Below are 22,870 nucleotides of genomic sequence, written 5' to 3'. Positions count from 1 at the left end.
TGCCGTGTGATCAGTGGAATTGGCCCGCTTCGGTGGACCCCTTATAGGCCACCGTGGAGGACTCGGGGTTCAACGTGGTGGAGATGGCATCGAAGTACCCGGTGCCGACCTCCCGCTGGTGCTTGGTGGCCGTGTAGCCCTGCGCCTCGGCCGCGAACTCCTTCTCCTGGAGCTCCACGTAGGCCTTCATCTGCTCGTCCTTATAGCCGCGGGCCAGCTCGAACATCGAGTAGTTCAGCGCGTGGAAGCCTGCCAGGGTGATGAACTGGAAGGTGAAGCCCATCTTGCCCAGCTCGCGCTGGAACTTCGCGATGGTCTCGTCATCGAGGTGCTTCTTCCAGTTGAACGAAGGAGAACAGTTGTACGCCAGCATCTGGTCCGGATACTCCGCCTTGACCGCCTCGGCGAACTGCTTGGCGTACTCGAGGTCCGGCGTTCCGGTCTCCATCCAGATCAGGTCCGAATAGGGAGCGTAGGCCTTCGCTCGGGCGATGCAGGGTTCGATGCCGTTGCGCACCTTGTAGAAGCCTTCGGCCGTCCGCTCCCCGGTGATGAAGGGCATATCGCGCTCGTCGACGTCAGAAGTGATCAGCGTGGCGGCTTCGGCGTCGGTGCGGGCGATCACGACGCTGGGCGTGTTGTGCACATCGGCCGCCAGCCGCGCGGACTGCAGTGTGCGCACGTGCTGACCGGTGGGGATCAGCACCTTCCCGCCGAGGTGTCCGCACTTCTTCTCCGAGGCCAGCTGATCCTCCCAGTGCACGCCGGCCGCGCCCGAGGCGATCATGGACTTCATCAGCTCATAGGCGTTCAGCGGTCCGCCGAAGCCGGCCTCGGCGTCGGCGACGATGGGGACCAGGTAGTCCTCGACCGTGCGCGTGCCTTCGAGGTAGTCGATCTGATCCGCGCGCAGCAGGGCATTGTTGATCCGGCGCACCACGCTGGGCACCGAGTTGGCCGGATAGAGCGACTGATCCGGGTAGGTGTGCCCCGAGAGGTTCGCGTCACCGGCAACCTGCCAGCCGGAGAGGTAGATGGCCCGCAGCCCCGCCTTGACCTGCTGGACCGCCATGTTTCCGGTCAGCGCGCCCAGGGAGTTGGTGAACTTCCCCTCCGCATGCTCCTCGGTGAGCTGGCTCCAGAGCTTCTCGGAACCGCGCTTGGCCAGGGTGTGCTCCTCCTGCACGCTGCCCTGCAGCCGCACCACGTCGGCCGCGGAGTATTCGCGGGTGGTCTGCGCCCAGCGGGGGTTGGTGTCCCAGTCCCGCTGGAGGGCATCGACCTTCTGCTGAAAGGCCTGGGCGCTCTCCGGGCTCAGCCCGTTGCGCTGCTGTGAGGTCTGGTTCTCGGAAGTGAATGTCGCGGTCATCGGAATCTCCTTTGAATCGTGGACCGTTTTTGGGGACAACCCCAGTTCACGGCCTGTGAAGCTCCCAGACCACAGTTTTTCCATCAAAGATCTGCGATTCTTTGAATGATCGAAGAAACCCGGGAAGATTCACGGATCACCATCTTCTACACTGTGTAGAAGAGTCACGGGGAGCCGTCTGAGAGATGCTGCTTCCCCTGTCCCCCGCACACCGTCACGCAAGGAGCCTCATGACCACCCCCGCCGCACCCGCCAGTCCCATGCCGCGCCTGACCATGATCATCGGAGGCCTGCTGGTCGCCGTGGGGATCATCGGCTACATCGCGACCTCCTTCGCCAGCATGACCGCGCTGATCCCCTCCGTGGTCGGGGTGCTGCTGCTGATCAGCGGCGCAATCGCCAAGAAGAACGTCAAGCTCGGGGTGCACATCGCGCTGGTCATCGCGGTTCTGGGTGCGCTGGGGATGATCATGCCGCTGATGAACCTGGGGGCCCTCGTCGCCGGTGAGGCGGACAATCCCGGTGCAGTGATCTCCGCACTGATCACCGTAATCGCTCTGGTCGTCTACATCATCCTCGGCGTGCGCAGCTTCATCGCCGCTCGTCGGTGGAAGGCCGCGCACTGAACCGGCACGGTGCGCCGGCGGATCCTCACTCCGCGGAGCAGTGAAGCAGGCCGGGGACCATCTCGACGTCCTCGGCCTCTTCCACGCCCTGCTCGTGGAACTCCGACCCCAGGACCAGGTCCACGCTGAAATCGGGACGCTCGTCGATGTCCACCAGGGAATCGGGGATGTGCTGCTGGAGGGTGTATGCCTGCCGGAGACCGCGGTCCCCCACGCGGATGATGGCGGCGAAGCCGGTGTCGGCGAGATAGTCGTTGTCGACCTCGGCGATGCGGAAACGCCGATCGTCCAGCTCATCGGCGACCTCGCTGGCGAGGCCAGGCGAATTCGTGGTGTTGAACACGGCGATCTGCACCCGTTCGGGAACCACCGGCTGCTGGGTTCCCCCGGGGCACTGATCATCCGCGGGGATGGCGCCCCTGCCGAAGAGGTTCAGCGGAACAGTGCCGTTGATCAACAGCCAACTGGTCCCGGTGATGATCCCGATCACCGCGAAGGTGCCCAGCCAGAGAAGGATCCGCTGTGCACGCGTGCTGGCGATCCGGTGATCCATGGGTTCGATTCTAGGAGTCCCGCCCTATGACCCCTGTCCGGGGCGCGCATCCGCCCTGGCGGTCCCGGCGGCGAAGGCTCCAGCACCGAGAGCCATGACCACCCGCGGCGCGGGCACATGGAGCCTGCGCAGCCCGCGCTCGATGGCTCCGTCGAGCCAGAAGGCCAGCCGCATATTGCCGTAGACCAACGCTCCGACAGCGACTCCTCCACCGGCTCGCCCGAGCCACCGCGTGAGCGGGCTGCGGCGGGAATCCACCGTGTCGAGAGCGCCCGGCGGCGGCTCAGCGGATTCTTGCGTCTCAGATCCGGTGGACTCGTCGACCGGCGAGTCATCGCCGGGCTGGGCCTGGGCGGACTTCGCCAGGAACCGCCAGGTCGCGGGGCTCGCCACCAGCGCGCCGAATCCGACCGCGGGCACCCACATCATGGTCTGCCGCAGCCAGACCGGATAGCTCCGGGCGGGCACCAGCGCGCTCAGCCCGGTGCCGAGCCCCTGCACCCAGGGGTCCTGGAACCAACGATGGGCTCGCTGCGGCGGGGAGCTCTGGTGTGACATGTCCATGCTCTGAGTGTAAGAACTGGAGAGGGGCAGATCATCCACCCAGAGAATGATCCCGCTGGCGGGCGCGGGTCCGAGACCCGGAAGCCGCTGAAGACATTGAGAGCCCCACGTGCACCTGCCAGAGCCCGCTTACCCTTGCTACCTTCCGGTCCTGGGGGAGTTCAGCAGGATGGCACCGCACGTGGGGCCGGGAATCATCTTAGCGTGGAGCCGCACGTGAACGCGAATGGTGGGCACCGACAGCCAGTGACGCCGATCAGCGCTTCAGCGCGTTGGCCACATCCTCGAGCAGCTGCGGAATGTCATCCCGATCGGTGATGGCCTCGATGAAGACGAGCTTCTCGCGGTTGCTCATCGTGTCCTGACAGGCCTGCAGCAGCTCCGACTCCGTGGTCACGCGACGGTAGAGGTAGTCCTCCTCCTCAGCCCCGAAGAGCTGGGGCACCAGTTCCCAGCGCCAGGGCGCGATGTCGTTGTAGACGGCGTCGGGCCCGTGGATCGCACGCTCCACCGTGTAGCCGTCGTTGTTGACCAGCACCACCACGGCGGGAAGCTTCTCACGGATCATCACCCCCATCTCCTGGATGGTGAGCTGGGCGGAGCCGTCGCCGATGAGCAGCACCGGACGGCGGCTGCGGTCAGCGAGTCCCGCACCGAGGATCGCGGGCAGCGTGTAGCCGATGGAGCCCCACATGGGCTGACCGATGAACGTGGACTTCGCCGGGAACCGATGTGAGGCCATCCCGAAATAGCTGGTCCCCTGATCTGCCGCGACGATGTTCGCCGACTCCAGCTGAGAAGCCAGCACGCGCCAGAGTCCATCCTGGGTCAGCGGCTCATCCGAGGGCTCGCGGGGCGTCTCCGGGGCGGGGGCCTCCGCCGCAGGCATGGGGGCGACGTCGTCGAGCTCGGCCGTCACCTGGTGCAGCACGGCGAGCGCGTCCTGCAGGGAGATCGGCGTGAAGACCTCCTCCCCCACCCGGGCGCCGAAGCGCGAGACATCTATCAGCCGCGCGGGATCCAGGTCCATCGAGAATCCAGCGGTGGTGTTGTCGGTGTATTCCACGCCCAGGGTGATCAGCGCGTCGGCGCCTTCGATCACGTCCCGCACGCGGTCCTGGGAGGCGGCGCCGGCGTAGATGCCCACGAAGTTCGGATCCGACTCATCGACCAGCGTCTTGCCCCAGGCCAGGGTGGCGAAGGGCAGCTGCGAATCGGTCAGGAAGGAGGCCAGCTCCTCGGTGGCCCCGAGCCGATGGACCAGGAGATCAGCCAGCACCGCGGTCCGGCGTCCGGGCAGGAAGCGCCGAACTGCCTGTTCAAAGGCTGCGAGTGCGCGGGGCGTGGTCACGGGCAGGTCCGTGACCAATGGTTCGGCCGGAGGATAGGCGCCGACCTCGGCCACGTCGGCGGCGAGCATGAGATAGCCGGGGCGACGCCGGAAGACGACGTCGCGCAGGACCCGGTCGATCTCCCAGGTGGCCGTGGCAGCGTCGAGATCGGCGTGGGCGCACGTCACCTCCTGGGCCATGCGCAGGAAATGCTTGAAGTCCCCGTCGCCCAGGGAGTGGTGAATCTTGCGGCCTGAGGCCTGGGTCTCCTTGGGTGGGGCTCCGACGATCTGCACCACGGGAACAGATTCGGCGTAGGATCCGGCAACTGCGTTGATCGCGGAGAGCTCGCCGACGCCGTAGGTGGTCAGGAACGCACCGATTCCGCGGATGCGGGCGTAGCCGTCGGCGCTGTAGCCGGCATTGAGCTCATTGGCAGATCCGACCCAGCGGATGCTGCTGTGGTCCACGACGTGGTCCAGGAAGTGGAGGTTGAAGTCACCGGGGACGCCGAACAGCTCGGTGAGCCCGAGCTCGGCCAGCCGGTCCAGCAGATAATCGCCGATGGTGTAGTTCGCAATGCGCTGGTCCTGCGCGTCTTCAGGCATGGGGTCTCGCCTTCTGGTTTCTGGGGCCCTCGAAGGGGTGGATCGCGGGGCCCACGGTCAACGGTGCCGCCAGTCTACGTGGGAGGTGTCACCGCCCAGCAGGCACCTCCTCGTCGACAAAGGGGGCGGAATACCCCGCTCTGTCGAGTCGTTCCTCCTCGCACAACCCCCGAGGAAAGTAGAGACCTATGCGCGCAGTGACCCACGAGACTTTCGGCGAACCCTGGGACGTCCTGCAGGTGAGCAATGTGGAGACTCCGGAGCCCGGACCAGGTGAGGTTCGCATCCGGACATTGATGTCCCCCATCCACAACCACGATCTGTGGACCATCCGAGGTTCCTACGGGTTCAAGCCCGAGCTTCCTGCCCGGGCAGGCACCGAAGCTGTCGGCGTGATCGACGCCGTGGGCGAAGGCGTCGAGGATCTCGCCGTCGGTCAACGAGTCGCCAGCGGCGGAACATTCGGCGTCTGGGCCGAGTACTTCCTCGCTCCCGCCGCTGGTCTCATCCCCGTGGATGAGGCGGCACCCGATGAGATCGCCGCTCAGCTCGTCGCGATGCCCTTCTCCACGCTCGCCCTGCTGGACTGGCTGGATCTCAAGGAAGGCGACTGGATCATCCAGAACGCGGCCAATGGGGCCGTGGGACGGATCCTTGCACAGCTGGCGCCCACCCGAGGCATCAACGTCCTCGGCCTGGTGCGCCGGGATGCCGCCGTCGAGGAACTCGCCACCCAGGGGATCGACCAGATCGTCTCGACCGAGACGCCCGGATGGGAAGAGCGCGTCGCTGAGATCACCGGCGGAGCGAAGATCATCGCCGGCATCGAATCAGTGGGCGGAGAGGCTGCCGATCAGGTGCTGTCTCAGCTCTGCGAAGACGCCACCCTGGTGGTCTTCGGCGCCATGGCCGGGGGCACGATGGCGTTGAACTCAGGAACGATCATCTTCAAGAACGTGACGGTCAGGGGCTTCTGGGGCAGCCGCGTCATGGGTGAGCTCTCCGCACAGCGCCGCGGGGAGCTCTTCTCCGAACTGCTCACCCGCGCATCGGACGGTTCGATCCCGCTGACCACCGAGGCCTCCTACCCCCTCGAGCAGGTGCAGGACGCCGCCCGCGCCAACTTTGCTGAGGGCCGCACGGGCAAGATCATGCTCCGCCCATGATTGCAGCTCTTCCGACGGTGATCAGAGCTCTGCCGGGCGGAACACCCAGGGCCCCCGCGGCAGGCTGTGTGGGTCGAAGGACGCCAACGCCGCAGTCAGCGGTCCGGCGGGGAGGGCCAGCGAGTCAAGCAGCAGGTCGCGAAGGGCTTCGTCCGTCAGACCCTGCCCCCGCAGCGCTGAGCGGGTCACTGCCCCGTCCCGCTTGGCCAGGCGACGTCCCTCGGGATTGAGCACCAGGGGCACATGGGCGTAGACGACCTCCGCCGCCGCCTCGGCCCCGTAGAGCAGGCCGCGCAGGTAGGCCTGGCTCGGCGCCGAGGCGGCGAGGTCGTCCCCGCGGACCACCTGATCCACCCCGGTGAGGTGGTCATCGACCACCACTGCCAGGTTGTAGGCCGGTGCGCCGTCGTTGCGCTGGAGCACGAAGTCATCCACCCCGGTGGTGATCTCCCCGAGCAGCAGGTCCTGGGCGCTGACCTGCGGGGCGGCGCCGTCGTCGTCCCGGTCGGCGCGCAGCCGCAGCGAGGCCGGGCGCTCGGCACGACGGCGCGCGCGTTCCTCCTCGCTGAGGTTCCGGCAGGTGCCGGGATAGACCCCAGGAGTCGCATGCGGCGCCCGGGTGGCCTCCCGGATGTCCCTGCGTGAGCAGAAGCATTCAAAGGTCAGCCCCGACTCGGTGAGCCGCTCGATGGCTTCTGTGTAGAGACTCAGCCGTTCGGACTGCCTCGTGGAGGCGTGGCCGTTCTGGGAGTCGAAGGTCAGACCCACCGCGCGCAGATCGTCCAGCTGCTGGGCCTCGGCACCGGCGACGGTGCGTTCGGCATCCAAGTCCTCGAACCGCAGCAGGAACTCCCGTCCGCTCCACCGCGCGAAGAGCCAGGCCAGCATTCCGGTGCGCAGGTTTCCCAGGTGCAGGTCACCCGAGGGGCTGGGCGCGTAACGTCCTGCGTGCACCTGGACTCCTCTCCTGGGACGTTGTCTCGGGACCGCTGCTCCAGCCGATCCATGCGTCGGTTCTCGGTCCCGCAGCGGCGGTAGACCATCCTACGGGGAGTCGATGTGCATTCTGGGATGCATCTCCGCTAGTATGAAGTCTGCTCTCGAGGGCCGCGCCGATCAGGCAGGCCAGCGAGAAGCAGCCAGGAGGATTCGCCTAGCGGCCTATGGCGCACGCTTGGAACGCGTGTTGGGTTCACGCCCTCGGGGGTTCAAATCCCCCATCCTCCGCGGATGTGATGTCTCAGTACATCGGAAAGGCCCTGAACCCTCGGTTCAGGGCCTTTCTTCTTGCCCGGATCCACGGGGCTGGTAGTCCCGTGTGGGATCAAGGATCAGTTCCCTCAAGACCTCTCCGGTGCGTTTGTCCGCGATGATCACATGGCGATCTTTGATGATCTTCACCACGGGGGTTCCCGCGTGGGTTCGCCCGATCCCGATATGTCGCATCCGCCCGTCGTAGCGGATGCTGAGCTTGCCGAACTTATCCACCCGATCTTGTAGGTACCTCGTGGTGTCTTCGGGCAGCGGTGCCGGAGAGTCTTTGGGCCGACCGATATAGGCCGCATAAGGGGTTGCGCGGCGTGCTGAGTGGATCCGCTCGGTGTTATAGATCCTGGTGAAGTCCCCCAGCAGCTGGTTCAGCTCAGTGATGCTGGCCGCCGCGGGGCGGGCAGTGATCCATTTCTTCATCGTCTGTTGGAATCGTTCGACCTTGCCCTGGGTCTGGGGATGATTGCCTCGACCGTTGCGCTGGATCACGTCGTGGGTGCGCAGCAGCTTCTCGAACCGGTTGGGCCCGCCCCGGAACCGGGTGGTGTAGACCAGCCCGTTATCGGTCAGTGTGGCCGCTGGAATCCCGTGCTGACCTGCGGCGACGGTGAAGGAGGAGATCACAGTGTCCACCGTGACCCGCAGATGTGCCTGCAGATGCACCACCATTCTGGAGTAGTCATCGAGCCAGGTGATCACCTCGGCGATCTTCCCGTCGGCAAGGACGATCTTGGTGACATCTGATTGCCAGCACCCGTTAGGCAGTTCTGCTTCGAATCTGAGCAGCGAGGATTTCGGTCGTTTCTTCGGCGCGGGTGCCACCAGGTTCTGCCGGTTCAGGATCCGCGCGATGCTCGCCCGGGACGGGGTCTGATTCTCGGAGAGGTTCTTGCGCAGGTGATCTCTGATCGTGGCCGGGCCTGCGTCCAGGCCCTGGGCCACCAGCTCAGTCCGCAGTCGGGTGATCTCGGTGATGACCTCCTGGCCCGTCGCGGCAGGGTGTGAATGGGGTCTGCGGGTCTTGGTGTAGAACGCCGCCTCGCCTTCTCGGGCCCACTGTCTCAAGAGTTTGGAAACCATCGATTCCGAGACCCCGTAGGCCCGTGCAGCCTGGGCTTGAGACATCGTGCCTCTGTTGACCGCTGTGATGATCTGCTTGCGCTTGGTCATCAATCATGATCGGCCACCGGAACCTTTCCGATGTATTGAGACATCCCTTGAATATGTATTGAGACTCAACACCCCATCCTCCGCGGAACCGAAAGGGTCCGTCACTGAGACAGCGTCTCGGTGACGGACCCTTTTCGCGTGTCGGCCTCGGCCGCTCGATGCGTCTGCCCTCAAGGCGAACGGCTCCTGTTCCGGTCCTCAGCTCCTGGTCCCTGGTCAGGCTCAGCGACCGAGCAGGCGGGCGAAGAATCCGCTGCGCGGTTCCGGCTCGTGTCCGGGGCAACGCTGAGTGGAGCTCACCTCGCGCATCACCTCGTCGACATGCTGGCCACAGCCTGCCCAGGTGGTCTTTCCGCAGGTCTTGCAGGTCACTGCACGGCACATGGCGTTCTCCCTTGGTCGATGCTGAACCCAAATAATACCCCAGGGGGTATACGAGGCGTCCAGCCGGCGTCGTCCGGTCGGACATATGAGGTCCCAGATCAGCCCGTCCTGCCCGGGAGAGTCGGACATTTCCCTTCATGTAGCACGCCGTTCACATGACACTGCTTTGATGCGATCTGGGACGCGATGTGGCTGCGCTCACTCGCTCACCCAGGAAACACGGCCCGATCATTCGCACTGACCTGAGGACTATGCCTTGATGAGATCCCCCAGCCATGCTCCCCCACCAGGACCACGACGCCTCGCCCGCGGACTCGCAGCTGTCGGTCTGAGCACCGCGCTGCTGGCACCCGCCCCGGCCTTCGCCACCCCCGAGACTCCTGCCCCGGAGAAGGTCTCCGGCGCAGACTGCGTCGTGATCAACGAGGCGTTCCCCAACGGCGGCAGCGGCTCGGCGGCACTGTCCCACCGCTTCGTCGAACTGCTGAACACCTGCGAGGAGACGGTGAGCCTCACCGACTGGTCGCTGCAGTACCGTGCCCGGTCCTCCACCGGCGCGCCGACATCCACGGTGGAGCTCAGCGGAGAGATCCAGCCCGACGGGCACTACCTGATCCAGGGCGGAGGCAACAGCGGCGACGGCGCGGGGCTCCCGGCAGCTGACGCCGAGACCGGTGCGGCGATCGGTGCGGGTGCTGGCGGGACGTTGATCCTCGCCACCACCGCCGAGACTCTGGAGGGGCTGCCGCTGGAGTCAGTGGTGGATCACGAAGGGGTGGCAGACCTGCTGGGCTTCGGCAGCACCAACACCTTCGAGACCGCTGCGGCGACCTCGGGGACCAACACCCAGTCGCTCAACCGCACCGGGGGATCCGATACCGACGACAACTCCGCGGACTTCACCCGAGGGACTCCCTCGCCCACCAACGCCGCGGGCGAGACCAGCCCCGGCGCGGAGCCTGAGCCTGAGCCCACAGATCCTGAACCCTCTGAGCCCGGTGAGGAACCTACGGATCCTGAACCCACGGATCCCGAGCCGACCGACCCGGAGCCGACCGACCCAGAACCCACAGATCCCGAGACGGATCCCACGGAGCTGGAGATCGACGAGATCAACTCCACGTTGGCAGGCGATGACGAGGAGTTCGCCGTGACCACTCGCGGCGTGGTGACCGCCGTGTACCCCGCGGAGCAGAGCTTCAACGGCTTCTATCTGCAGACCACAGGGTCCGGCGGGGACGTGGATCTGAGCACGCACGAGACCTCGGACGCGATCTTCGTGTATTCGCCGTGGTCGGTCTCCGAGCAGCGCGTGCAGGTCGGCGACTTCGTCGAGATCACCGGCGACGCCGAGGTCTACTACGACGCTCCGCAGATCAGCCTCTACCCGGAGTCCACGCAGACCCCGCACCACGAGTTCAGCCTGATCGAAGATGAGCCCTTCGAGGCGGTCAAGCCCGCCTCCGTGGAGGTTCCGGAGAACGCGGAGGACCGCGAATCCCTGCTGGGCATGCTGATCGACCCGCAGGGCACCTACACGGTCACCGACCACTACACGCTGAACCAGTACGGCGAGATCGGCATCGTTGTGGGAGAGGAGCCGCTGGTGAACCCCACCTCGGCGTTCCGCCCGGGCCCCGAGGCTGAGGCGCTGGCCGCTGAGAACGCTGAGCGCGTCATCTACCTCGACGACGCGGCGTCGACCTCCTGGCAGGCCTGGAGCGAGGACCGTGACCAGCCGCTGCCGTATCTCACGCTTGAGGATCCGATCCGCATCGGCGCCGAGGTGCTGTGGCAGACCGACGTGATCATGGACTACCGGTTCGAGGAATGGCGGCTGCAGCCGCTGAGCAAGCTCACCCCGGAGACGGCCGAGCAGGTCCAGCCCGCAGAGTTCGAGAACACCCGCGAGGGCAATGAGTCCCCTGCGGAACGGACCGGAGATGTGCGCATCGCCGGATTCAACGTGCTCAACTACTTCATCTCCCTCGGCGAGGACGAGGCCGGATGTGAGTACTACACCGACATCGACGGCAACCCCACCACCAACGACTACTGCGACGCGCGTGGCGCCTACAGCCAGGAGAGCTTCGAACGCCAGGAGGACAAGATCGTGGCGGCGATCGACGGGCTCGATGCCGACGTCGTCGCTCTCCAGGAGATCGAGAACACCCGGTACTTCTTCGAGGACGGTGATCGGGACCGGGCGCTGGCAGCCCTGGTCGAGGCGCTCAACAGCGCCGAGAACAGCGCCGGCACCTGGGACTACGTCGAATCTCCCGAGGAGGTTCCCGCCGAAGAAGATGTGATCCGCAACGGGTTCATCTACCGCACCGATCGGGTCGCCCCCGAGGGCGATTCGCGCATCCTCTTCGAAGACGGGGTCGATGACCTCGATCAGAGCCAGCTCGGGGAGCTGGACCTGGACGCGATCTTCTCCAACGCACGCGAACCGCTGGCCCAGGAGTTCACGGAGGTAGACGGCTCCGGCGAGACGACCGACGACGCGGAGAGCTTCCTCGCCGTCGTGAACCACTTCAAGTCCAAGGGTGGCAGCGGCACCGGTGACAACGCCGACACGAACGGGCAGGGCTCCTTCAACGGGGACCGGGTCCGGCAGGCCGAGGCGCTGGTGGCCTTCGCCGACGCCCTGCAGGCCGATGCCGGAACCGAGAAGCTCTTCCTGATGGGCGATTTCAACTCCTACGAGCTGGAGGACCCGATCCAGGTCATCACCGAGGCCGGGTACACGAACCTCTCCGCGGAGACCGGCGGCTACAGCTACATGTACGACGGCGCCGTGGGGTCCCTGGACCACCTCTTCGCCACCGAAGCCGCCGCCGGCGATGTGGCCCAGACGCAGATCTGGAACATCAACGCCGTGGAACCGCTCGCGCTGGAGTACAGCCGCTACAACTCCGTGGGAACCCTGCTCCACGCACCAGATCAGTGGCGCTCCTCGGATCACGATCCGATCCTGGCCGACCTCGCCCTCTCCGAAGCCGGCACCCCCGGCGACAGTGATGAGGACGAGGATGGAGACGACGACGGCGGCGAGGAGCCTCCCAGCGACGAGGCCTGGGACGCAGCCGCGGTCTACACCAACGGCGACACCGTGACCTACGAGGGCGGCGTCTACACCGCACTCTGGTACTCCCAGAATCAGGTCCCCGGGGCATCCCCATGGAGCGCCTGGTCCGAGGTGGGGACGCCTGCGGAATGTGGCGACGCGACCCTGCCGCAGTGGGCACCGAGCTCACAGTTCGACGGCGGCGAGACCATCGTGCACGAGGGCGTCAGCTACTCGGCGAAGTGGCACACCCGGAATCAGGAGCCCGGAGACCCCTACGGTCCCTGGGAGGAGACAGGCAGCTGCTGAGCTGCTTGATCCTGCTGGCAGGAAGACGCAGAGCTGTGGGGTGTCGCAGGGCTGAGGTCCTGCGACACCCCGCAGCTCTAAGAGAGACCCGGTACGGCCCTGCGAGCGGCGATCGCGCCGGTTCTGCGCAGGCCCAGCCAGGTCAGGAATGCGGCGGGCAAGCCCGTCAGCGCCATAGCGAGGATGCTTCCCATACCGCCCCACGAGTAGATCCCGAGCGAGATGCCCAGCGCGACCACAGCAGCCCCCAGAAGGGCTTCCCACCGCGCGGTCTTCTTCGTCCCAGAGACTCGTCGAAGGACCTGTATCGCGACGACGGCAACACCTGCACTCACGAACGCGGGAAACATGATCATGATGAAGAGCACGGGGTAGAAACTCAACGATTCACCGCTGATCGACCCAGCGATGAGCGTCTCACCTAAAGCTGTCAGCACGAGCCCGCCAGCAACACCCAGCCCGACAGCGGCGAGGCACACCAGCGCGTCGAGGCCCACTATTCTGCGGGCCGCCGGGGCCAAGTCATGCGTCATGCACCGCATACTACCCAGTCTGTGAGGGCGGTCAGCGGGTCTGCTGGCCCATCGGGGAGACGATGGCGTCCACGCGCTGGAAGGATTTCAGGTCCACGTAGCCGGTGGAGGCCATCGCGTGGCGCAGGCCGCCCATCAGGTTCGAGGAGCCGTCCGTGTGGTGGGCGGGGCCCCACAGCACCTCTTGCAGCGGCGCCACGGTCCCGACCCGGGTGCGGTGTCCGCGCGGGAAGTCCGGGTGGACCGCTTCGAGTCCCCAGTGCCAGCCTCTGCCCGGCGCCTCTTCGGCGCGGGCCAGCGTGGTGCCGAGCATGACGGCGTCGGCCCCCATGGCCAGTGCCTTGACCAGGTCTCCGGAGGAGCCCATGCCGCCGTCGGCGATGACGTGGACGTAGCGGCCTCCGGATTCATCGAGGTAGTCCCGGCGTGCGGCGGCGATGTCACTGATGGCGGTGGCCATCGGCACGCGGATCCCCATGGCTCGGCGGGTGGTGGTGGCGGCTCCGCCTCCGAAGCCCACCAGCACGCCGGCGGCACCGGTGCGCATCAGGTGCAGCGCGGGCGTGTACCCGGCGGCACCGCCGACGATCACGGGCACATCGAGTTCGTAGATGAACTCCTTGAGGTTCAGCGGGTCGCCGTTCTGCGCCACGTGCTCCGCGGAGACTGTGGTGCCCCGGATGACGAACATGTCCACCCCGGCCTCGATGACCGTGCGGTAGAACTCCTGCGTGCGCTGGGGCGTCAGCGAGCCTGAGACGACGACGCCGGCCTCACGGATCTCCGCGAGCCGTGCAGTGATCAGCTCGGCCCTGATCGGCTCGGAGTAGAGCTGCTGCAGACGTCGGGTGTTCTCCGCGGAGACCTCATCGGCGCCCAGCGCTGCGATCTCGGCGAGCACCGGCTCAGGATCCTCGTAGCGGGTCCACAGACCCTCGAGGTTCAGCACGCCCAATCCGCCCTGCCTGCCCAGCTCGATGGCGGTGGCCGGGGACATCACAGAGTCCATCGGGGCTCCGATCACCGGCATGGTGAAGGAGTACGCGTCGATGCGCCAGTCCAGGCTCACATCCTGCGGGCTGCGAGTACGTCGGTTCGGGACGATGGCGACATCGTCGAGCGCCCAGGCCCGGCGTCCGTTCTTTGCCAGGCCAATAGGGATCTCGTTGCTCAAAACAGCTCCTTTACTAGCGCCGGTAGTTCGGCGCTTCCACCGTCATCATGATGTCATGCGGGTGCGATTCCTTCAGGCCCGCCGAGGTGACGCGGACGAATCTGCCCTTGTACTTGAGCTCCTCGACGGTATGGGCGCCCACATAGAACATGGTCTGGCGCAGACCGCCGGTGAGCTGGTGGAACACCACCTCGAGCGGGCCTCGATAGGGCACCTGTCCCTCGATGCCCTCAGGGATGAGCTTCTCATCGCTGGGGACGTCTGCTTGGAAGTAGCGGTCCTTGGAGAAGGAGGTGTTCTTCCCGCGGGTCTGCATGGCTCCCATGGAGCCCATGCCTCGGTAGGCCTTGAACTGCTTGCCGTTGTAGAAGACCAGGTCCCCGGGGGACTCTGCGGAACCGGCCAGCAGGGAGCCCAGCATGACCGAGTCGGCCCCGGCGACCAGGGCCTTGCCGATGTCTCCGGAATGCTGCAGTCCGCCGTCGGCGATGAGCGGGACGCCGGCCGGGATGGCTGCCTTGGCGGACTCGTAGATCGCCGTGACCTGCGGGACGCCCACACCGGCGACGATGCGGGTGGTACAGATCGAGCCTGGGCCCACGCCGACCTTGATCGCATCGGCACCGGCATCGATCAGCGCCTGGGCGGCCTCTCGCGTCGCCGCCTGTCCACCGACCACATCCACCCCGGCGGCGCGCGGCTCAGCCTTGAGCCGGGCGATCATGTCCAGCACACCGCGGGTGTGACCGTTGGCGGTGTCCACCACCAGGACATCGACACCGGCCTCGACCAGGGTCATGGCTCGTTCGAATCCTTCACCGAAGAAGCCGACGGCCGCGCCGACGCGCAGGCGGCCCTCCTCGTCCTTCGTGGCCTGAGGATAGCGGTCGGCCTTGTCGAAGTCCTTGATCGTGATCAGGCCCTGGAGCACGCCGTCGTCATCGACCAGCGGGAGCTTCTCCACGCGGTGCTCGGAGAAGATCCGCAGCACCTCTTCGTTGGGGATGCCGACGTGGGCGGTGATCAGCGGCTGCGGGGTCATCTTCTCGTAGACCTTGGTGGTCAGGTACTGATCGCGCGGGATGAACCGGGTGTCACGATTGGTGATGATGCCCAGCAGCTTCGACTCTGCGTCGACCACAGGAAGCCCGGAGACGCGGTAGTGCGCGCAGAGCTCGTCGAGATCGGCGATGGTCGCGTCCGGGGTGATCGTCACGGGATCACTGATCATGCCTGACTCGGAGCGCTTGACCTTGTCCACCTGCCTGGCCTGGTCCTCGATGGAGAGGTTGCGGTGCAGGATGCCGATGCCGCCCTGGCGGGCCATGGCGATCGCCATCGGCGCCTCGGTGACGGTGTCCATCGCGGCGGATGCCACCGGAGACTGCAACGTGATGTTGCGTGAGAACCGGGTAGCGGTGTCGGCCTCTGAAGGGATGACGTCGGTCGCGCCGGGGAGCAGCAGCACGTCGTCGTAGGTCAGTCCGACGAAGCCGAAGGGATCATGCTCCGGGGTGCCGGCCGCGCTCGTCTGCTGATGAGTTTCAGTCACGGTGGTGCCTCTCGCGGGTCAAAAAGGGGTGGCTCAGCGACAAGTCTACGTGCCGTCCCCGTCCGCCCGGAGCCAAAGCCTTAGCACTCTGCTTGACCGAGTGCTAAGGCCGTCCTAAAGTTTCAGTTAGCACTCGAGACCCTCGGGTGCCAGCTTGTCCGCAGGTCGTCAACCTGCGGATATCAGCCTGACGGGGCACCATCCGGCACCGCGACGACGGTTGGCCACTCCCAAGGCGTGCGACAGATTTCGGCTCGTCGAGCACCCCGGACGCACCGGGAGGCTCAGCACGGGCCTGTGCTGATAATCCGTATCCACACCACGCAAAGGAGAGTACTGACGTGTCAGTCTCCATCAAGCCTCTCGAGGATCGCATCGTTGTCCGCCCCCTGGAAGCAGAGCAGACCACCGCTTCCGGTCTGGTCATCCCCGACACCGCGAAGGAAAAGCCCCAGGAGGGCAAGGTCGTCGCCGTGGGCCCAGGTCGCTTCGACGAAAAGGGCAAGCGCATCCCCGTCGACGTCTCCGAGGGCGACGTCGTCATCTACTCCAAGTTCGGCGGCACTGAGGTCAAGGTCAGCGGCGAAGAGTACCTCGTGCTCAACGCTCGCGACGTCCTCGCCATCATCGAGAAGTAAGAACGGACCGCTGAAGTCTCTACACGGACCTCATCTGGATCCAATTCTCACACTCTCAAAGGAGCAGCAATAAATGGCAAAGCAGCTTGAATTCAGTGATGCTGCACGCCGCGCTCTGGAAGCCGGCATCGATAAGCTTGCAGACACGGTCAAGGTCACTCTCGGCCCCAAGGGTCGCAACGTGGTTCTGGACAAGTCCTGGGGCGCTCCGACCATCACCAACGACGGCGTGACCATCGCCCGTGAGGTGGAGGTCGAAGACCCGTACGAGAACCTCGGCGTGCAGCTGGCCAAGGAAGTCGCCACCAAGACCAACGACGTCGCAGGTGACGGCACCACCACCGCCACCGTTCTCGCCCAGGCCCTGGTCAAGGAAGGCCTGCGCAACGTGGCTGCAGGCGCGGCCCCCAGCGAGATCAAGCGAGGCATCGAGACTTCGGTGGCCGCGGTGACTCGTCGACTGCGCGAGAACGCTCGCGACGTCGAGGGCCAGCAGGTCGCCAACGTGGCGGCCATCTCCGCGCAGAACGATGAGGTCGGCGAACTGCTGGCCCGTGCATTCGATGCGGTGGGCACCGACGGCGTCATCACCATCGAAGAAGGATCCTCCACCTCCACGGAGCTGGAGATCACCGAGGGCATGCAGTTCGACAAGGGCTACCTGTCCCCGCACTTCGTCACCGACGCCGAGCGCCAGGAAGCCGTGCTCGAAGATCCGCTGATCCTGATCAACCAGGGCAAGATCTCGAACATGGCCGAATTCCTGCCCGTCCTGGAGAAGGTCCTGCAGGCCAAGCGTCCGCTGTTCATCATCGCCGAGGATGTGGAGGGCGAGGCCCTCTCCACCCTGGTGGTGAACAAGCTCCGCGGCACGCTCAACGTGGTCGCGGTGAAGGCTCCCGGCTTCGGGGACCGCCGCAAGGCCATGCTCGAGGACATCGCAGTGCTCACCGGTGCACAGGTCATCTCTCCCGATCTGGGCCTCAAGCTCGATCAGGTCGACCTGGACTCCCTGGGCACCGCCCGCCGCGTCACCGTCACCAAGGACGCCACCACCCTCGTCGATGGTGCCGGCTCCAAGGAGGACGTGGACGCTCGCGCTGCCACGATCAAGGCCCAGGCCGACGCCTCCGACTCCGAGTGGGACCGCGAGAAGCTCCAGGAGCGTCTGGCGAAGCTCTCCGGCGGCATCGGCGTCATCAAGGTCGGTGCAGCCACTGAGGTGGAGCTCAAGGAGCGCAAGCATCGCATTGAAGATGCAGTCTCCTCCACCCGCGCTGCACTGGAAGAGGGCATCGTGGCCGGCGGCGGCACTGCGCTGATCAACGCGCTCTCCGTGCTGGACGAGGACGAAGACGTGAAGGCGCTCACCGGAGATGCCGCAGCTGCTGTGGGCATCGTTCGCCGAGCCCTGGTCCAGCCGCTGCGCTGGATCGCGCAGAACGCCGGAGAGGACGGTTTCGTCGTCGCCTCCAAGGTCTCCGAGATGGAGCCCAACCACGGCTTCAACGCCAAGACCGGCGTGTATGGCGATCTCATCGCCGATGGCGTCATCGACCCGGTGAAGGTCACCCGCTCTGCACTGCAGAACGCGGCCTCCATCGCGGCCCTGGTGCTGACCACCGAGACCCTCGTGGTCGAGAAGAAGGACCAGGAAGACGACGACTGACCTCGTCTGACACCCGTGGAAGGGGCCCCGACCGTTTTCGGTCGGGGCCCCTTCTCGTCAGGGCCTCTTCTCGTTAGGGCCTCTACTCGTCGGCAGCTCTTTTCGCCGTCAGCCCTGCCGCAGCCCTGCCGCAGCCCCGATCTGCTAGAGCCCCGGGATCAGCTGCACCACCAGGGGGAAGGCGAGGAACGCCACCACATCCAGCAGCAGGTGGGCGATCACCAGCGGCATCACGCGTCCATAGCGGTGATAGATCCAGCCGAAGATCAGTCCCATCAGCAGGTTGCCGATTCCCGGGCCGAACCCCTGATAGAGGTGATAGGCCCCGCGCAGCAGGGCCGAGCCGCCGATGATCATCCAGATCCCGGCCCTGGGCCAGATCCGCCGGACCCGGTCGAAGAGATAGGCGACCATGATCACCTCCTCCAGCAGTGAATGGCGCAGTGCGGTGAGCACCAGCACCGGGACGGTCCACCACTGATCCCCGACGTCCGCCGGGATGAGCTCCGCGGTGATTCCGGCGGCGCGGCCGGCTCCATAGATCACCAGCGTGCCCAGACCGATCAGCACAAAGAGTCCCCCGCCGAACATCACGTCTCTGCCCGGGGCGCGGAGATCGAAGCCGAACCTGCGGAACGGATTCACGCCATGCAGGAAGAACAGATAGAAGACCAGCACCACAGGCACCAGGGCGAAGACGGAGTCCAGCACCTGGTAGCTGAAGTCGAAGAACTCGGCCCGCGAGCGCGACGACTGCACCGTGGCGCTCTGCTCTGCCAGCGGAGCCAGGGTCAGCCGCTCGGCCAGCTGGAGCACGGAATAGATCGCGGCGCGACCCAGTGACAGGCCCAGCACGGTCGCCAGCTCCCACCCATAGAACCTTCGCGGAAGGCCCGGGCCCGGGGCTGGCCGGGCCCGAGGCTGGTCCGGTTGAGCGGGGTCCGGCGGGGTCACAGCATCCTGGGCGGAGCCGGGCGGGGTCACAGCATCCTGAGCGGAGGTCTGCGGCGTCGTTCTCTTCACGAGGAAGAGTCTAGATCTGCGGGGAGGCGGCAGGTGTGATCAGATAGATTCCATGACTGAGACCTACACTCTGCTCGCCGTCTGCACCGGGAACATCTGCCGCTCCCCCGCGATGGATCGTCTGCTGGTGGAAGCCGTGGGCGAAGATCAGATCGATGTCCGCTCCGCCGGCACCCACGCCCATGTCGGTGACGACATGGAGCCTCAGATGAAGGAGCGGCTGGACGCGGCGGGGGCCGATACCGCGGATTTCCAGGCCGTGCAGCTCAGCGCCGAGATGGTCCGCTCGAGCGATCTGGTCCTGACCGCCTCCCATGAACACGTGGAGGACATCCTCACCGATGTCCCGGACAGTGCCCAGAAGGTGTTCACCCTGCGGGAGTTCACCCGGCTGCTCGACGCGGTGGACGAGGCTGCACTGCGCGATGCGCTTGCAGGCGCCGCCTCGACCGCGGAGAAGCTCACTGCGCTGGTGCCGCTCGTGGCGGCACAGCGTGATCACGATGAAGCTGCGGGCCAGGACGATGACGTGGTGGACCCCTATATGATGCCTGACGACGTCTTTGACGCCTCCTTCGCCCAGATCCGGGAGCCGGTGGAGCGCCTGCGCGAGGTGCTGGAGGCCTGAGCCGCGGAGGTCACAGCGCGAGGATCTCCTCGGCGGCCTCCAGCGTGGGACTCCGGTAGCCCGCCCCGAACAGTCTCCAATGCACAGTCAGACAGAAGAACTGATGCAGTCCGATGCGGTCCTGCCAGCCCGCACGCAGCGGGGATACCTGCTGATATCCCTCCAGCACCGCGTCCAGCTGGGGCAGCCCGAACAGATGCAGCAGCGCGATATCGGTCTCTCGGTGACCCGCGTGGGCTGAGGGATCGATCAGCACCGCCTGCACCGGACTCTGCTCCGGCGTCATCGGCTGAGCCCGCGGACTCCACAGCACATTGCCCGACCACAGATCGCCGTGGATCAGCGAGGCGGGCTCGGCGTCGTCGAGATCCCCTGAGGCGATCCGCTCCCGCGCTGTGTCCAGCAGCTGAGCCTCCGCTGCGGGGATCTCCTCGTGCAGCGGCTGCAGCACAGGGTCCAGGCGATCCTGCGCCATGAAGGCACCCCAGGAGCTGTGCACCCCGGTTCCCATGGCCAGGGGATCTTCGGCCGGACCGAAATATGCCGGAGTCTGCGCAGGATGCTCAGGGGGCAGGCTCCCGAAGCCCAGACCTGACCCGGTGGCCGCAAGCCACCCATGGGTCCGCGCCAGGGCCCTGCCGAAGTCCAGTCCCGCCTGCAGGTCAGGGGCGGCAGCGGCCATCTCCTCGAGCACGAGCCGGCCAGGCTCGTGCTCGACACCCGAGCCTGGCCTGCAGCCGCGGGAGGCCGAGAGGACCGGGACCACCCGCGCCCCGCCCGCGGCCGCCGCCTGGCTCAACCAGCTCAGCCCGGCGGCTTCGACCAGGGCAGCCTCGGGATGTTCGGCGGGTGAGAACTTCACGTAGGCCATGTGCCACACCCTAGCGGCGACTAGACTCAGACAAGTGAGCGAATCAACCCAGGACACCGCCGCTGACTCTGCCGAGACCACCCCGCCCCCCGCTCTGCGCGAGGAGTATGTGGAGCTGGTCGAGGAGGTCCGCCGGCACCGGATCGCCTACTACCAGGACAATGATCCGCTGATCTCCGATGCCGAGTTCGACGTGCTCTTCGAGCGGCTGGAACAGATCGAGGCCGAGCACCCGGAGATCGTGGCCGTGGACTCCCCGACCCAGGAGGTGGGCGGCGAGGTGGCCGAGGCCTTCTCGCCCGTGCAGCACCTCCAGCGGCTGTACTCCCTGGAAGACCTCTTCGCCCGCTCCGAGCTGCGCACCTGGTTCGACCGGGCCAGCGCTTCGCTGGCCGCCCAGCGCCCGGATGAGACGGCGAAGTGGCTGGTGGAGGTCAAGATCGACGGCCTGGCGATCAACCTGCTCTATCGCGAGGGGCGGCTGGTGCGCGCAGCCACCCGCGGCGACGGCACCACGGGTGAGGACGTCACCCACAATGTGCTGACGATCAGAGACATCCCCGAGCAGCTCAGCGGAGAGGACCATCCCGAAGAGCTGGAGGTCCGCGGCGAGATCTTCATGCCCACCGCCCAGTTCCACGCCTTCAATGAACGGCTTGCCGAGGCGGGAAAGGCTCCGCTGGCCAATCCGCGCAATGCCGCCGCCGGGTCGCTGCGTCAGAAGGACCCGAAGAAGACGGCGGAGCGTCCGCTGTCCATGTTCGTGCACGGCATCGGCGCCCGCACGGGGTTCGAGCCTGGAAGCCAGCACGCCGCCTACGAGCAGCTTGCGGCCTGGGGGCTCCCGGTCAGCCCCTATACCCGGCTGTTCGATGACTACGAGCAGATCGAGCAGTACCTCGACGAGCATGAGAAGAATCGCCATGAGCTGGTCCATGAGATCGATGGAGTCGTCATCAAGGTCGATGACTTCGCCCAGCAGCGCTCGCTCGGGCACACCTCACGAGTGCCCCGGTGGGCGGCGGCCTATAAGTACCCCCCTGAAGAGGTGCACACCCGGCTGCTGGACATCATGGTCCATGTGGGCCGCACCGGCCGGGTGACTCCCTTCGCCGTGCTGGAGCCCAAGAAGGTCGCCGGCTCGGTGGTCTCTCGTGCCACTCTGCACAACCGCGACGTGGTCAGGGCCAAGGGTGTGCTCATCGGCGACGATGTGATCGTCCGCAAGGCGGGAGACGTCATCCCCGAAGTGGTGGGACCGGTGCTCGCCGCACGGAAGTCCCGCGAGCACGAGCTGGTGGAGTTCAGCTTCCCCACCCACTGCCCGGTCTGCGGCACCGAGCTGGCCCCGGCCAAGGAGGGCGACGTCGACTACCGCTGCCCGAACGCGGAGAGCTGCCCCGCGCAGGTCAGCGAACGGGTCATCCACATCGGCTCGCGCGGAGCGCTGGACATCGAGGCCCTCGGCGAGGAGGCGGGACTCGCGCTGACCAATCCCGACCTGCGCCGGCCGATCCGGGATCTCATCGACTGGGAGGAGACGGCCGCCTCGGGGATCTCCCTGGACCTCGACGAGGACGGCTCCCCCATGCCCCAGCAGCCGGTGCTCCATGGGGAGGCCGGTCTCTTCGATCTGCAGCCCGAGGACCTCAGAGAGGTCTATGTGTGGCGCGAGACCCGCCGGCGCAATGAACAGACCGGGCTGCGTGAGGCCACCGGTCTCTGGGCGCCGTCGCTGTACTTCTGGACCAAGCAGCAGCTTCACCGCGACGGAACCGTGAAGAAGGCCTCCGAGCCCACGGCCAGCACCGTGCAGCTGTTCTCCGAGCTCGAGAAGGCCAAGCAGCAGCCCCTCTGGCGCGTGCTGGTCGCTCTCTCCATCCGCCACGTGGGCCCCACCGCCTCCCGAGCGCTGGCCAGCGCCTATGGATCGCTGGAGAAGATCCGCACCGCCACCGAGGAGGAGCTGGCCGGGATCGACGGGGTGGGACCCACCATCGCCTCGGCGATCACCGAGTGGTTCAGCACGGACTGGCACTGCCGGATCGTGGAGCGCTGGGCCGAGGCGGGGGTCCGCACGGTCGATGAGATCGACGAGTCGACCCCGCGCACCCTGGAGGGACTGACCGTGGTGGTCACCGGGTCCCTGGAGAGCTACTCCCGGGACGAGTCCAAGGAGGCGATCATCACCCGAGGTGGTCGCGCCGCCGGATCAGTGTCCAAGAAGACCGACTACGTGGTCGCCGGCGCCAATGCCGGGACGAAGCTGGAGAAGGCCGAGACGCTGGGAGTGCCGGTGCTCGACGAGGAGAAGTTCACTGTCCTGTTGAACAAGGGTCCCGATGGATTGGATGATGCGTGAC

18 protein-coding genes, 1 tRNA gene and 1 other RNA gene are annotated in these 22,870 nt (G+C 66.3%); 8 read left to right on the top strand and 12 right to left on the bottom strand.

Annotated features, from left to right (window positions below; translation table 11 throughout):
* Positions 1-10: 10 nt before the first annotated feature.
* On the bottom strand, positions 11-1,369 hold the full coding sequence (aceA, locus tag H4W27_RS01385) for an isocitrate lyase (RefSeq protein WP_192594343.1): 1,359 nt from the start codon (positions 1,367-1,369) through the stop codon (positions 11-13).
* Between the two features lie 230 nt (positions 1,370-1,599).
* Here aceA and H4W27_RS01380 point away from each other — a divergent pair, with 230 nt between their 5' ends.
* Positions 1,600-1,995 (top strand): hypothetical protein, encoded by a 396-nt coding sequence (locus H4W27_RS01380; protein ID WP_225938962.1) that lies wholly within the window; start codon positions 1,600-1,602, stop codon positions 1,993-1,995.
* Positions 1,996-2,020: 25 nt separating this feature from the next.
* Here H4W27_RS01380 and H4W27_RS01375 read toward each other — a convergent pair whose 3' ends face one another.
* From H4W27_RS01375 to H4W27_RS01360, 4 genes are all read right to left on the bottom strand, one after another.
* Positions 2,021-2,548 carry a LytR C-terminal domain-containing protein gene (locus H4W27_RS01375; RefSeq protein ID WP_192594342.1) on the bottom strand — a complete coding sequence of 176 codons (528 nt, stop codon included), beginning with the start codon at positions 2,546-2,548 and terminating at the stop codon, positions 2,021-2,023.
* Between the two features lie 24 nt (positions 2,549-2,572).
* Positions 2,573-3,112 (bottom strand): hypothetical protein, encoded by a 540-nt coding sequence (locus H4W27_RS01370; RefSeq protein ID WP_192594341.1) that lies wholly within the window; start codon positions 3,110-3,112, stop codon positions 2,573-2,575.
* 95 nt (positions 3,113-3,207) lie between these two features.
* Positions 3,208-3,304: signal recognition particle sRNA small type (gene ffs / locus H4W27_RS01365), an RNA gene on the bottom strand.
* A gap of 64 nt (positions 3,305-3,368) precedes the next feature.
* Positions 3,369-5,051, bottom strand: a complete 1,683-nt coding sequence (locus H4W27_RS01360) for an alpha-keto acid decarboxylase family protein (RefSeq protein ID WP_192594340.1) — start codon at positions 5,049-5,051, stop codon at positions 3,369-3,371.
* 188 nt (positions 5,052-5,239) lie between these two features.
* On the opposite strand from H4W27_RS01360, the gene H4W27_RS01355 reads away from it, so the two are divergent.
* Positions 5,240-6,217, top strand: coding sequence for a zinc-binding dehydrogenase (locus H4W27_RS01355; protein WP_192594339.1), 978 nt, complete (start codon positions 5,240-5,242; stop codon positions 6,215-6,217).
* 21 nt (positions 6,218-6,238) lie between these two features.
* On the opposite strand, the gene gluQRS is transcribed toward H4W27_RS01355, so the two are convergent.
* Positions 6,239-7,171: a tRNA glutamyl-Q(34) synthetase GluQRS gene (gene gluQRS / locus H4W27_RS01350; RefSeq protein WP_192594338.1), complete on the bottom strand. Its 933-nt coding sequence runs from the start codon at positions 7,169-7,171 to the stop codon at positions 6,239-6,241.
* Between the two features lie 188 nt (positions 7,172-7,359).
* Here gluQRS and H4W27_RS01345 point away from each other — a divergent pair.
* Positions 7,360-7,444: transfer RNA gene (locus H4W27_RS01345), tRNA-Ser, on the top strand.
* A 45-nt stretch (positions 7,445-7,489) separates the two neighbouring features.
* Here the strand turns inward: H4W27_RS01345 and H4W27_RS01340 are convergent.
* Positions 7,490-8,656: a DDE-type integrase/transposase/recombinase gene (locus H4W27_RS01340; protein ID WP_192594337.1), complete on the bottom strand. Its 1,167-nt coding sequence runs from the start codon at positions 8,654-8,656 to the stop codon at positions 7,490-7,492.
* A gap of 643 nt (positions 8,657-9,299) precedes the next feature.
* On the opposite strand from H4W27_RS01340, the gene H4W27_RS01335 reads away from it, so the two are divergent.
* Entirely contained in the window at positions 9,300-12,419 is a 3,120-nt protein-coding gene (locus tag H4W27_RS01335; RefSeq protein WP_192594336.1) for an ExeM/NucH family extracellular endonuclease, read from the top strand.
* A 77-nt stretch (positions 12,420-12,496) separates the two neighbouring features.
* On the opposite strand, the gene H4W27_RS01330 is transcribed toward H4W27_RS01335, so the two are convergent.
* The 3 genes from H4W27_RS01330 to guaB are packed head-to-tail and all read right to left on the bottom strand — an operon-like array spanning position 12,497 to position 15,678.
* On the bottom strand, positions 12,497-12,952 hold the full coding sequence (locus H4W27_RS01330; protein ID WP_192594335.1) for a hypothetical protein: 456 nt from the start codon (positions 12,950-12,952) through the stop codon (positions 12,497-12,499).
* Positions 12,953-12,983: 31 nt separating this feature from the next.
* Entirely contained in the window at positions 12,984-14,126 is a 1,143-nt protein-coding gene (locus H4W27_RS01325) for a GuaB3 family IMP dehydrogenase-related protein (RefSeq protein WP_192594334.1), read from the bottom strand.
* A 13-nt stretch (positions 14,127-14,139) separates the two neighbouring features.
* Positions 14,140-15,678, bottom strand: a complete 1,539-nt coding sequence (gene guaB, locus H4W27_RS01320; protein ID WP_192594333.1) for an IMP dehydrogenase — start codon at positions 15,676-15,678, stop codon at positions 14,140-14,142.
* 341 nt (positions 15,679-16,019) lie between these two features.
* Here guaB and groES point away from each other — a divergent pair, with 341 nt between their 5' ends.
* Positions 16,020-16,316 (top strand): co-chaperone GroES, encoded by a 297-nt coding sequence (gene groES, locus H4W27_RS01315; RefSeq protein WP_058887472.1) that lies wholly within the window; start codon positions 16,020-16,022, stop codon positions 16,314-16,316.
* A 73-nt stretch (positions 16,317-16,389) separates the two neighbouring features.
* Positions 16,390-17,985, top strand: coding sequence for a chaperonin GroEL (gene groL, locus H4W27_RS01310; RefSeq protein WP_192594332.1), 1,596 nt, complete (start codon positions 16,390-16,392; stop codon positions 17,983-17,985).
* 144 nt (positions 17,986-18,129) lie between these two features.
* Here the strand turns inward: groL and H4W27_RS01305 are convergent, their stop codons facing one another.
* Complete coding sequence (locus H4W27_RS01305; RefSeq protein WP_318782063.1) at positions 18,130-19,008, bottom strand: CPBP family intramembrane glutamic endopeptidase; 879 nt, start codon at positions 19,006-19,008, stop codon at positions 18,130-18,132.
* A 52-nt stretch (positions 19,009-19,060) separates the two neighbouring features.
* On the opposite strand from H4W27_RS01305, the gene H4W27_RS01300 reads away from it, so the two are divergent.
* Entirely contained in the window at positions 19,061-19,636 is a 576-nt protein-coding gene (locus H4W27_RS01300) for an arsenate reductase/protein-tyrosine-phosphatase family protein (RefSeq protein WP_192594331.1), read from the top strand.
* Positions 19,637-19,646: 10 nt separating this feature from the next.
* On the opposite strand, the gene H4W27_RS01295 is transcribed toward H4W27_RS01300, so the two are convergent.
* Positions 19,647-20,507 (bottom strand): fructosamine kinase family protein, encoded by an 861-nt coding sequence (locus tag H4W27_RS01295; RefSeq protein ID WP_192594330.1) that lies wholly within the window; start codon positions 20,505-20,507, stop codon positions 19,647-19,649.
* Here H4W27_RS01295 and ligA point away from each other — a divergent pair.
* Positions 20,506-22,869: an NAD-dependent DNA ligase LigA gene (gene ligA, locus H4W27_RS01290; protein WP_192594329.1), complete on the top strand. Its 2,364-nt coding sequence runs from the start codon at positions 20,506-20,508 to the stop codon at positions 22,867-22,869. The two genes, H4W27_RS01295 and ligA, sit on opposite strands and share 2 nt — an antisense overlap.
* The last annotated feature ends 1 nt before the right edge of the window (position 22,870 follow it).

Origin of the sequence: Nesterenkonia lutea, assembly GCF_014873955.1 — a bacterium.
In the GTDB taxonomy this organism is placed as follows: domain Bacteria; phylum Actinomycetota; class Actinomycetes; order Actinomycetales; family Micrococcaceae; genus Nesterenkonia; species Nesterenkonia lutea.
Note: the sequence above shows the minus strand (reverse complement) of the source record. Positions and strands in the feature narration are given on the sequence as shown.

Coding starts and splice junctions, on each gene's coding strand:
- aceA (WP_192594343.1), bottom strand. CDS start 1,369: ATGACCGCGACATTCACTTCCGAGAACCAGACCTCACAGCAGCGCAAC.
- H4W27_RS01380 (WP_225938962.1), top strand. CDS start 1,600: ATGACCACCCCCGCCGCACCCGCCAGTCCCATGCCGCGCCTGACCATG.
- H4W27_RS01375 (WP_192594342.1), bottom strand. CDS start 2,548: ATGGATCACCGGATCGCCAGCACGCGTGCACAGCGGATCCTTCTCTGG.
- H4W27_RS01370 (WP_192594341.1), bottom strand. CDS start 3,112: ATGGACATGTCACACCAGAGCTCCCCGCCGCAGCGAGCCCATCGTTGG.
- H4W27_RS01360 (WP_192594340.1), bottom strand. CDS start 5,051: ATGCCTGAAGACGCGCAGGACCAGCGCATTGCGAACTACACCATCGGC.
- H4W27_RS01355 (WP_192594339.1), top strand. CDS start 5,240: ATGCGCGCAGTGACCCACGAGACTTTCGGCGAACCCTGGGACGTCCTG.
- H4W27_RS01340 (WP_192594337.1), bottom strand. CDS start 8,656: ATGACCAAGCGCAAGCAGATCATCACAGCGGTCAACAGAGGCACGATG.
- H4W27_RS01335 (WP_192594336.1), top strand. CDS start 9,300: ATGAGATCCCCCAGCCATGCTCCCCCACCAGGACCACGACGCCTCGCC.
- H4W27_RS01330 (WP_192594335.1), bottom strand. CDS start 12,952: ATGACGCATGACTTGGCCCCGGCGGCCCGCAGAATAGTGGGCCTCGAC.
- groL (WP_192594332.1), top strand. CDS start 16,390: ATGGCAAAGCAGCTTGAATTCAGTGATGCTGCACGCCGCGCTCTGGAA.
- H4W27_RS01300 (WP_192594331.1), top strand. CDS start 19,061: ATGACTGAGACCTACACTCTGCTCGCCGTCTGCACCGGGAACATCTGC.
- ligA (WP_192594329.1), top strand. CDS start 20,506: ATGTGCCACACCCTAGCGGCGACTAGACTCAGACAAGTGAGCGAATCA.
- H4W27_RS01295 (WP_192594330.1), bottom strand. CDS start 20,507: ATGGCCTACGTGAAGTTCTCACCCGCCGAACATCCCGAGGCTGCCCTG.